General features: G+C 72.3%; 10 protein-coding genes. 9 read left to right on the forward strand and 1 reads right to left on the reverse strand.

What is annotated here, in order from left to right:
• Positions 1-47: 47 nt before the first annotated feature.
• Positions 48-698 (reverse strand): ScbR family autoregulator-binding transcription factor, encoded by a 651-nt coding sequence (locus ACFWPS_RS52755; RefSeq protein ID WP_383721425.1) that lies wholly within the window; start codon positions 696-698, stop codon positions 48-50.
• A gap of 225 nt (positions 699-923) precedes the next feature.
• Here ACFWPS_RS52755 and ACFWPS_RS52760 point away from each other — a divergent pair, with 225 nt between their 5' ends.
• The 9 genes from ACFWPS_RS52760 (at position 924) to ACFWPS_RS52800 (ending at position 10,160) form a co-directional block, all read left to right on the forward strand.
• Positions 924-1,928, forward strand: a complete 1,005-nt coding sequence (locus tag ACFWPS_RS52760) for a ScbA/BarX family gamma-butyrolactone biosynthesis protein (RefSeq protein ID WP_383721429.1) — start codon at positions 924-926, stop codon at positions 1,926-1,928.
• Positions 1,922-3,094, forward strand: coding sequence for an oxidoreductase (locus tag ACFWPS_RS52765; RefSeq protein ID WP_383721432.1), 1,173 nt, complete (start codon positions 1,922-1,924; stop codon positions 3,092-3,094). The genes ACFWPS_RS52760 and ACFWPS_RS52765 overlap by 7 nt, the downstream gene beginning before the upstream one ends.
• 23 nt (positions 3,095-3,117) lie before the next feature.
• Positions 3,118-3,822 (forward strand): HAD family hydrolase, encoded by a 705-nt coding sequence (locus tag ACFWPS_RS52770; protein ID WP_383721434.1) that lies wholly within the window; start codon positions 3,118-3,120, stop codon positions 3,820-3,822.
• Between the two features lie 78 nt (positions 3,823-3,900).
• A complete protein-coding gene (locus ACFWPS_RS52775) occupies positions 3,901-4,530 on the forward strand; it encodes a TetR family transcriptional regulator (protein WP_383721436.1) in 630 nt (209 codons plus the stop codon).
• Between the two features lie 150 nt (positions 4,531-4,680).
• The gene (locus ACFWPS_RS52780; protein WP_383721439.1) at positions 4,681-5,709 is read left to right on the forward strand and encodes a LysR family transcriptional regulator; all 1,029 of its coding nucleotides are present in this window, start codon (positions 4,681-4,683) and stop codon (positions 5,707-5,709) included.
• Between the two features lie 333 nt (positions 5,710-6,042).
• A complete protein-coding gene (locus ACFWPS_RS52785; RefSeq protein WP_383721442.1) occupies positions 6,043-7,029 on the forward strand; it encodes an NAD(P)H-dependent flavin oxidoreductase in 987 nt (328 codons plus the stop codon).
• 96 nt (positions 7,030-7,125) lie between these two features.
• Positions 7,126-7,716, forward strand: a complete 591-nt coding sequence (locus tag ACFWPS_RS52790) for a YciI family protein (protein WP_383721445.1) — start codon at positions 7,126-7,128, stop codon at positions 7,714-7,716.
• A 41-nt stretch (positions 7,717-7,757) separates the two neighbouring features.
• The gene (locus tag ACFWPS_RS52795) at positions 7,758-9,194 is read left to right on the forward strand and encodes an FAD-binding protein (protein WP_383721447.1); all 1,437 of its coding nucleotides are present in this window, start codon (positions 7,758-7,760) and stop codon (positions 9,192-9,194) included.
• A 33-nt stretch (positions 9,195-9,227) separates the two neighbouring features.
• The gene (locus ACFWPS_RS52800; protein WP_383721450.1) at positions 9,228-10,160 is read left to right on the forward strand and encodes a hypothetical protein; all 933 of its coding nucleotides are present in this window, start codon (positions 9,228-9,230) and stop codon (positions 10,158-10,160) included.
• The last annotated feature ends 39 nt before the right edge of the window (positions 10,161-10,199 follow it).

Genomic DNA, 10,199 nt, shown 5'->3' on the forward strand with positions numbered 1-10,199 from the left:
GCACCGCAGCACCGGCTGCGGTGCGCCGCCGTACGGAGTACGGGCCCTCAAGCGCGGATCGCGTGGAACAACAGCTCGCTCGACTCGGCCCAGCGGTCCGCCACGTCCGTCCGGCCGTGCAGCACGTCCGAGATGTGCTGGGTGCCGAAGAAGGCGGAGACCAGCACGCGCGCGGCCGACTGCGGCACGACCCCGTCCCGCAGCTCACCGGCGTCCGCGGCGGCGACCAGCAGGGACTCCAGGAGCTCCGTCCAGTCGAGGTAGGGCGTCGGCAGCTCCGCGTCGATCTGCGGGCGCTCGATCTGCAGTCGCGCCCCCGCCTGCACGATGACGTCGTCGCGGAAGGCCAGGGCAGCGCGCTCCAGCAGCCGGGCGGCGGTGCCGAGCGGCCCGCGCCCCTCCGTCAGGACCTGCTCCAGCAGCATCGGCCAGCGCGCGTAGTGCTCCTCCACCACGGCGACCGCGAGGGCCTCCTTGGTCGGGTAGTGGAAATACACCGCCCCCTTGGTCATCTCCACCCGGTCGGCCACGTCCTTGACCGAGGTGTGGCGGAATCCGTGCTGTGCGAACAGCTCGGACGCCGCGGTCAGCACCAGCTGGCGGGTGCGTGCGGAGCGGTCCTGCTTGGGATCGGGTCCCCTTCTGGTGACGATCTTCTTGTGGACGAACGACGAGTACGCCGACTGCGGCTCCACCATGGCTCTGTTCCTCTGCGTGTGGCGGCTTCCACCGGTTGTGCCCGGTTTCCACGGGTGCGGACATGACGTGTACGGCTCGGCGGACGGACTCGTCCGGCCAGGTTGACGAAAAAACACCCTCCGCAAGAAACCTTCCAGAAGGTATCTTTCTTCAGGTCGCTTCCCGTGGGGACGGGACGGCAGCGGGCTCACTCCCGCCGCCGCGACTTGGGGAGGAACCAGAACATGCATTTCGTACCATCACTTGCCCTGCCGTCGGAACCCCGCAGCCTCCAAGACCCCTGGAACGGACTCGGATTCGACCACCCGGTGCCACGCGAAACGGTGCACAAACACGCCACCGGCGAAGTCCTGCTCACGGATGCGGCCCGACTGGACGCGGAGCGGTTCGCCGTCGCCGCCGCATGGCACCGCGACCACTTCCTCGACGACCTGGGCGGCCGGACGTCCGACCCGGTCCTGCTGGCGGAGACGGCACGGCAGGCGGCCATCCATCTGTCGCACCGCTTCCACGAGGTGCCGTACGGCCACCACTTCGTCCTCAGCGAACTCGCCGTGGAACTCGCCGGACCCCTGCCCGCACCGGGCCCGGCCCCCCTCGCCCTCGGTCTCGACGCGCGGTGCCTGCGCACGGACCGGCACCCGCGCCGGACGAAGCTGGAACTGGACGCGGAGGTGCACACGGGCCACCGGCGGCTGGGGCGGGCCCGGGTGTGCTGGGAGGTGCTGGAGGACCGCCGCTACGCGCTGCTCAGGAAGCGCGGCGCACCGGACACCGGCACGGCTCCCGCGCCCGAACCCAGCAGGGCCGTACCCCTGCGGCCGGCCCGCGTCGGGCAGCGGCAGGACCGCGACGTCCTCATATCCGCCGACCCGGCGCGACCCGACCGGTGGTGGCTGCGGCTGGACCTCGACCACCCGGTCCTCTTCGACCACCCGTCGGACCACATACCGGGCATGGCCCTCGTGGCCGCCTTCCGGCAGGTGGCCGTCGTCACCACCGCGGACACGGACCGGTACGTACGCTCGCTCGACACCCGGTTCAGCTCGTTCGGCGAGCTGGACCTGCCGGTGTCGGTCACCGCGGAGCGCGTCGGCGACGCGGACGGCACCGGGCGCACGGTCGAGCTCCTGCTCCGAGCGGAGCAGGGAAGCCGCGAGCTCGCGGCCGCCCGCGTGGTGTGCGCGCTGCCGTGCACCGACCGTCAGCTCGCCGGATCGACATGCTGACCGTGCGAGGGACGGACCGCACATCGGCACGTCCGGTCCCGGAAGGGACACGACTGATCCCGGAAGAGGCCGGACTGATCCCGGAAGAGGCCGGACTGACAGCCCTCGCCGGCCGCGAGGCGCTCCGGGCGGAGGAACAGCGGCGGCTGTCACCCGAGGTCGCGGCCGCGATCACCGCCGCCGGATTTCCGCGCCACTTCGTGCCGGACCGGTGGGGCGGCGCGGCCGGGCAGTTCGGGCCTCTGGTGACCGGCGTCGCGGAGGTCGCCGAGACCTGCGGGTCCGCGGCGTGGTGCGCCGCGCTGTTCGCCGCGCACGGCCGACTGGCCGCCTACCTGCCCGCCGAGGGACAGCGCGAGGTCTGGGAGCGCGGCCCCGGGGCGCGGATCGCCGCCGCGGTCGTACCGCCACAGGGCCGTGCCGTGGCGGCGGACGGCGGCTGGCGGCTCGACGGCGAGTGGCGGCCCGCCAGCGGGGTGGACCACGCCGACTGGGTACTGCTCGCCTCATGGACACCCGGCGGCGCCGACCGGGAGCACCGGATCTTCGCCGTGCCGCGCTCGGAGCTGTCGGTGCTGGACACCTGGCACACCTCGGGCCTGCGCGGTACGGGGAGCAACACGGTGGTGGCCGACGGGGTCCGGGTGCCGGCCCACCGCTCGTTCACGCTGGACGCCCTGCTGCGCCCGCTGCCCGGCGCGGCCCGCTGCCACACGGTTCCCTTCCCCATGGTCGCCGCCCTCGTCTTCGCCGCCCCGCTCCTCGGCATCGCCCGCAGCGCCCTGCGCACCTGGACGGGGGAACGGGCCGCGGTCGCGTCCCCGCATCCGGCGACGGCCACCGTGCTGTCCGGGGCCTCGGCCCGGATCCATACCGCGGGACTTCTCCTCGACGGCGCGGCCACGCGGGCCGACCACGGGGAGATCACCCCGCTCGCGGTGGCCGAGAACCGACGGGACGCGACGACGGCGGCCGCCCTGTGCCGGGAGGCGGTGGACGACCTCTTCCGCACCTCGGGTTCGCGCGCCCAGTCGCCGGACCACCCGGTGCAGCGGGCCTGGCGGGACGCGACGGCCGCGGCGGGACACGGCACGCTCGATCCCGACGCGGCGGCCCGGGCCTACGCGGCGGCGGTGCTGTCCCCGGAACCGGGCGGTCCGCGGTGACCGAGCCAGGGCACCGGCCCGCCATGGCCTTCTTCGATGTGGACGAGACCCTGCTGGCCACGAAGACCCTGCTCGACTTCTGGGACTTCTGGGCCGCGTCCGGTGCCTGGCCGCTCCCCGCCCGCCTGCCCGATCTGCGGGCCCGCGTGGCGGCGGGCGAGGACCGGGACACGCTGAACCGCGAGTACTACCGCCGGTTCGCCGGGGTGCCGGTCGGCACCCTGAGGTCGGCGGCGCGCCGCTGGTACGACGCCCACCGCGGGGGGCCGCGGGCGTTCGTGACGGCCGCGGTCGAAGCGGTCGACGGGCATCGGCGCCGTGGCCACGAGGTGGTGCTGGTGTCCGGCTCCCTTCGCCCGCTGCTGGAGGCGGTGGCCGAGGACCTCGGAGCCGTCGGGGTGCGCTGCACCGAGCAGAAGGCGACGGCCGGCGGGCTGCTCACCGGCGAGGTGGACCGGCCGATGATCGGGCGGGCCAAGGGCGACGCGGTCGCGGCCGTCGTACACGAGCGCGGAGCGCGTGCCGAGGACTGCTGGGCCTACGGCGACCACGTGAGCGATCTCGCCATGCTGCGCTCGGTCGGGCATCCGGTGGTGGTCGGCGGCTCTCCCCCGCTGGTGGCGGAGGCCCGGCGAGCCGGCTGGACCGTGCTCGGCGGCCACACCGGACCGCGCCGCGCGGCCTCCCGCGCCGGCCGGTCCGCCATGGCCTCGGAAAACGGCCGATGACCGGCCGGTTTCACCCTCCTGAAAACATTCCTTCGCGAGGGTATGTTTATCCTCTCGCCGAGACTGGAGGGCACCCGCATGGTCAAGCAGGAACGGGCACGGCGCACCCGGGAGAAGGTCCTGGACGCCGCCGCCGAGGAATTCGCCGTCCAGGGCTACAGCAGGGCCACACTCAACGCCGTGGCCGCACGGACGGGGATGACGAAAGGAGCCCTCTACGGGCACTTCGCATCCAAGGAGGTCCTCGCCTGCGCCCTGCTGGCCCAGTCCCACGAGGTGTGGGAGGAGATGCTGCTGACCCGGAACGCCCCCGGCGTCACCGCCCGGACGGCACTGGAGACCCTGGTCCTCGACCTCGCCCGCCGGCTGAAGGCGGACGTCCGGCTGCGGGCGGCCATGCGGCTGGCCACCGACTGCCCGAGCCTGACGCGGGGGCTGCCGGACGTCTCGAAGGACGTACGGCGCGACCTGGTCGGGCTGGTCCGGCGCGCACAGCAGGAGGGCGGCATGCCCCCGCGGCCGCCCGAACTCGTCGCCCAGTTGCTGCTGACCGCGATGCACGGCGCGTTGCATGTGTCCTTCGGGCCGGCGGGGTGCACTGATGCCGCGGCCTGGGAGTCGGTGTGGCAACTGCTCCTCGACGCGCTCGCCGGCGATCCGCGGTCACTTTCGGACGGACAGGCGGCCGAAGGGAGCGCGCACACCTGATGAGCAGCGCGTTGCGGAGCCGTTAAAAATACCTTCTCGAAGGGATTTTTCTGTGATGCTGAGGTGGCCCCGGTCTTGCCCGGACCACCTCGGCACGGCAGTGGGCGGGCCGGGCGCGGCAACGACTCGACACGTGAAGGGGGAAAACGAATGACTGTGCTGGACGAACGGGTCGGGCCGTTCCCAGGCGGCCGCATCGGCACCGGTGAGGTCCTCGGCGACCCGACCCACGAGGGGGTCAGGCGCGCCGTCACCCATGCCGAGCATGTCGACGACTTCGACATGCGGCACCTCCGGTATTTCCTGACCGTCGTACGGGCGGGAACCGTATCCGGAGCCGCCCATGAATTGCGGATATCCCAGCCCAGTTTGAGTCAGCAGATCAAAAGACTGGAGCAGCGGATAGGTGCCCCGCTTTTCATCCGGAGTTCACGTGGTGTCGAATTGACCACGGGCGGGCGGGCGTTTCTGCGGGAGATCCAGAGCATCCCCGGGCAGCTGCGGTCCGCCATCGCAGCCGCCGCGCCGTCTCCCCTGGTGTGGCCCGTGGGCGTGTGCGGCGGGGTACCGGCCGAGGTACTCGCCGAGGTGCAGAACGGCCTCACCGGGCAGGACACCGACCGCGCCGAAAGCCGTACGGACCCGGTGCTGCGGATGCGCTCGGTCAACGCGGCGGACCAGTCGGAGCTGCTGCAGCACGGCGAGATCGCGTTCGGCATCGTACGACTGCCGGTGGCCGTGCCCGGCCTGGTGCGGGCCGTGGTCTGGGACGAGCCGCTGGGCGTCGTCATGGACGCCGGCCACCCACTGGCCCGCCACCCCCGGCCGACCTGGGCGGACCTCTCGGCACAACGGCTCCTCTGGTACGACGAGGGGTGCGCGCCCGGCTACGCGGACACCGTGCCGGCCCAGCTCACCGCCCTCGGCTGGAACGCCGTGCTGCACCCCGTCGACCAGGACCAGCCAGCTCTGTTCGTGCACGCGCTGCAGACCGTCGGCGACGTGGTGGCGCTGCGCCCGCGGCTCAGCGTGGAGGGTGACCCGCAGCTCGTGTGGCGCCCGCTGCCCACCGCCGCGGCACCGCGCGAGCGCCTGGCCGTCACCACCCTCGCCGGCAGCCGCTCGGCCCGCTACCTGCGCACGGTCGCCGCCCGGCGCGGCTGGCCGTTCCTCAGCTGATCACCGTTTCCGCCGTCCCGATCGGCCCGGAGCCGCCTGTGGCTCCGGGCCGATCCTTTTTTGCCGGTCGCTCCCCCTTTACCGGACAGCACCGGGATTTCGTCGGGCGCCACCCGGAACATTTCATTCCGCGTCCTGGCAAGTTAACTCCGTCACTCCCATAGGCCAGACCCTATGACCGCCACGCGCTTTCCGTCTTGGACATCGAAGAACACCGGAATCTAGTCTTTTGAAACACGGACCAGTGGCTGCGGAAACTATCGGCGGCCAGGTGTTTCGTCACCCCCCATTTCCGATCCGTTCATCGGCCGCGCCGGGAAACAGAGGAGAAGCGTGATCTCGACCAAGCTGACCGAGCTGCTGGGAATCGACCATCCGATCGTCAGCGCCCCGATGGGCTCCGTGTCCGGCGCACGGCTCGCCGGCACCGTCACCCGCGCCGGCGGACTGGGTCTGGTGGGCGTCAGCTACGGCGACGCCGCCTTCATCGACGAGCACGTGGCCGCGACGGCCGAGCAGGGCGGCGTCTGGGGCGTCGGCTGCGTGATGTTCACCTTCGACGAACGCCCGGGCCTGTGGGACAAGGTGCTCGGTTACGCGCCGCCGGTGATCGCCCTCTCGTTCGGCGACGCCGACCAGGTACGCCGGTATGCGGGGTCCGCCGCCGCGAGCGGGGCACAGGTGATGGTGCAGGTGCACGACCGCGAGCAGGCCGCGGTGGCCCTGCAGGCCGGGGCGTCGGTGCTGGCGGTCCAGGGCGCCGAGGCCGGCGGCCATCACAAGACCCAGGCGACGCTGCCGCTGATCCCCGCCGTCCTCGACATCGTGCAGGGCACGGTCCCGGTGGTGGCCGCCGGCGGTTTCGCGGACGGGCGGGGCCTGGCGGCCGCGCTGGCCCTCGGCGCCGACGGCGTGATGATGGGCACCCGGTTCGCGCTCACCGAGGAGTCCATGGGCACGGCCGGCTTCAAGACCGCCCTGGTGTCCGGCGCCACCGCCGATCTCGTCGACACCCGCTCCTTCGACGTCGTGCGCGGCATTCCGTGGGACGAGATGTACACGGCACGGTCGGTGAGCAATGCGTTCACCCGCACCTGGACCGGGCAGGACGCCGAACTGGCCGCGCGGCGGGCCGAGATCGAGCCCGAGTGGACCGCGGCCGTCGCCCGCGACGACACCGGGCAGCGGGCGCTGTTCGCCGGCGAGGTACTGGACCTCGTCGACGACGTGCGGTCGGCCGAGAGCGTGGTGCGGGACACCGTCAGGGACGCCGAAACGATTCTTTTCGACCTTGCCGGGCGGGTCACGTCCGCGCGGTGAACGTCACCGGGGGCTCCGCCCCCGGACCCCCCGTACCGGCCTGAACGGGCTCGTCCTCAAACGCCGGACGGGCTCTTGCAGAAACGGAGTTGGCAAGTGATCCACATCCTCACCCTCACCTACCTCGTCCCCCGTGACACCGTCACCGCGCACCTGGCGGAGCACAAGGCATGGCTGCGCGACCACGCCGACCGGGGGCGCATCCTGCTGAGCGGGCCCCGCCCGGACGGCGGCGCCGTCGTCGTCACGGCCGACCTCGACGAGGCCACCGTGCGCGAGCTGGTCGACAGCGACCCCTGGACGCGGCTCGGCGTCGCCTCGTACGACGTCGTCGCCTTCGAGGCCCGCAACGTCAGTCCCGGCGTGGTCACCGCGGCCGAACCCGACGAGAGCGTGCTGCTCATCAACGTGGCCACCACCGAGGACGCGCCCGCCTCGGTCGACGCCCTCGCCTCGGCCGTGGAGCACGTCGCCGCCGGCGCCGACGGCTTCCGCGGCTCCCGCCTGCTGACCAGCGTCGACGGCGACGCCATGGTCAACCTCGCGGCCTGGACGGACGAGAAGCGCTTCAACGCCATCTTCGACGACCCCGAGTTCATGCGCCGCTACGAGGCCTTCGCGAAGACCACGACCGGCGCCAAGTACCGCCTGTACCGGACGAGTCGGGTCATCACCCCGAAGCGCTGACCACCGCCCCCGACATACGTCAACACCCAGAAGGAGACAGCATGTCCACCTCGTCCACGTCCGCCGAGTACGACCTCGTCGTCGTCGGGTTCGGCGCCGCCGGACTGTCGGCCGCCCTGTCCTTCGCGGAGGCCACCGAGGGCCGCGGGACGCCCGCCCGGATAGCCGTGCTGGAGCGGGCGGCCGAGAAGGACCGCGGCGGCGCCACCCGCTGGACCGGTGCCTTCCTGCGGATCGACCAGGACCGGCGGCTGGACACGGACTGGGCCGCGCACGTCGGGCGGGTCTCCGGCGGCCTGGCCGACGCCGACTACTGCCGTACCGTCGAGCGGGAAGCCCCTCAGACCCTGGCCTTCGTCGAGAAGCACGGCGTCGAGATCGCCTTCGAGGACTTCCCGCTCCCCCACACCTTCGCCGCCGGCACCCCCTCCATGACCAGGCCGGCCAGCCCCCGCGGCGGCGGCGCCTCGATCGTCGAGCACCTGGGCGCCGCCCTGGAGAGCGACCCCCGCGTGGAGATCCACTACGAGACGGAGGCGCTGCGCCTGACCACCGCCGAGGACGGCTCCGTGGACGGTGTCGTGGTCCGGGGCGCCGACGGCCGCACCCGACGGCTGTCCGGCCGTGCGGTGGTGCTCGCCTGCGGCGGCTTCGAGGGCAACGCCGAGATGCTCACCCGCTACCTCGGCGACCGCGCCTGCGACCTCCCGCTGATCGCACCGGGCATTGCCAACAACCGCGGCGACGCGCTGCGCATGGCACTGGAACTCGGCGCGGACACGGCCGGACAGTTCGACGGCATCCACGCCGAACCGGTCGACCGCCGTACGACGAAGGCGGACTCGGTGCTGTACGGCTTCCCGGCCGGCATCTTCGTCAACGGCCGTCTGGAGCGCTTCTTCGACGAGGGCCGCGACACCTGGGACAACACCTTCGAGCACATCGGCTACGAGATCTGGAAGAACCAGGACCAGGAGGCGTACTGGATCGCCGACGCCAAGACCCTGGCGATCCCCGGGATCATGAACTCCCTGCTCAGCGACGTGCCTCCGGAGCAGGCGGACACCCTGGAGGAGCTCGCCGGGAAGCTCGGTGTCGACGCCGAGACCCTGGAGAAGACCGTCGCCGAGTTCAACGCGGCCGTGGCGCCCGGGGAGTTCGACCCGACCCGCCTGGACGGCAAGCACACCGTCGGCATCACCCCGCCGAAGTCCAACTGGGCCACCCCGCTGGACACCGCACCGTTCGTCGGCGTCCCGGTGACCGCCGCCGTCTGCTTCACCTACGGCGGTGTCCGCACCGACCTCGACGCCCGTGTCGTCACCCCGTCCGGCACCGCGATCCCCGGCCTGTACGCCGCCGGCGAGGCCACCGGCCTCTTCTACCACGCCTACCCGCCGGCCACCTCGGTCCTGCGCTCGCTCATCTTCGGACGGCTCGCCGCTCACCACGCGGCCGCCGCCCGGCAGACCGCCTGACCCCACCCCACGTCAGCAGCTTCTGGAGACTCCATGAGTATCGTCAACATCGACGTCACCCTCCGCGACGGCGGCTATCGCAACGGCTTCGCCTTCCCGCTCGAGTACGCCCTGAAGCACGCGAAGCTGAGTGTCGAGGCCGGCTTCGACTGGATCGAGATCGCCTACCGCAAGGGCTCCCTGCTCCCGATACCCGACCTGGGACTGACCGGCCGCGGCGACGACGACTTCATCGCCGCGATGGCCCAGGAGATAGGCCCGGAGCGGGTCGCGATGATCCTGCACCCGAAGAACATCACCCGCGACGACCTGCCGGCCATGTACGCGGCCGGCGCCCGCCTGGTCCGGATCATCCTGCCCGCCAAGGGCTACGAGACCGGCCTCGGCTACATCCGGCAGGCCAAGGAACTCGGCTTCACGGTGGGCGTCAACTTCGCCCGGATCAGCCAGTGGCCGGGCCGGGACGTCGTCGAGGTGGCGACCGCCGCCACCGACGCCGGCGCCGAGTTCGTCTACCTCGCCGACTCCAACGGCAGCCTCTCCCCCGTCGACACCACCGACCTGACCACCCTGACCAGGTCGGTCACCGGCGGCCCGGTGGGACTGCACGCCCACAACAACCTGGGGCTCGCCCTGGCCAACGCCATCAGCGCGGCGGCGGCCGGCGCGACCTGGATGGACTCCTCGATCCAGGGCATGGGCAAGGGCCCCGGCAACCTGATCGCCGAACAGTGGCTGGCCCACCTCGACCGGACCGACCCGGAGGCCGCCGCGCGGCTCGACCTGGCCCCGGTCCTGGAGCTGGCGGACCTGCTGCTCGCCAACATCCCCGAGGGCAGGCCCTCGCTGCCGCTGCCGGACCTGGTCCTCGGCCGCTACGACCTGCCGGTGGAGCACCGCAAGGACCTGCTCGGCGAGCACGGCGAGGCCATCGCGACCGCACGCTCCCTCGCCGGCGTCCGGTGACCCACGCCGGACCGGCCGTGCCGACGGCGGTCTTCGGAC

The sequence above is a fragment of the Streptomyces sp. NPDC058457 genome, assembly GCF_042720695.1.
Taxonomy (GTDB): Bacteria; Actinomycetota; Actinomycetes; order Streptomycetales; family Streptomycetaceae; genus Streptomyces.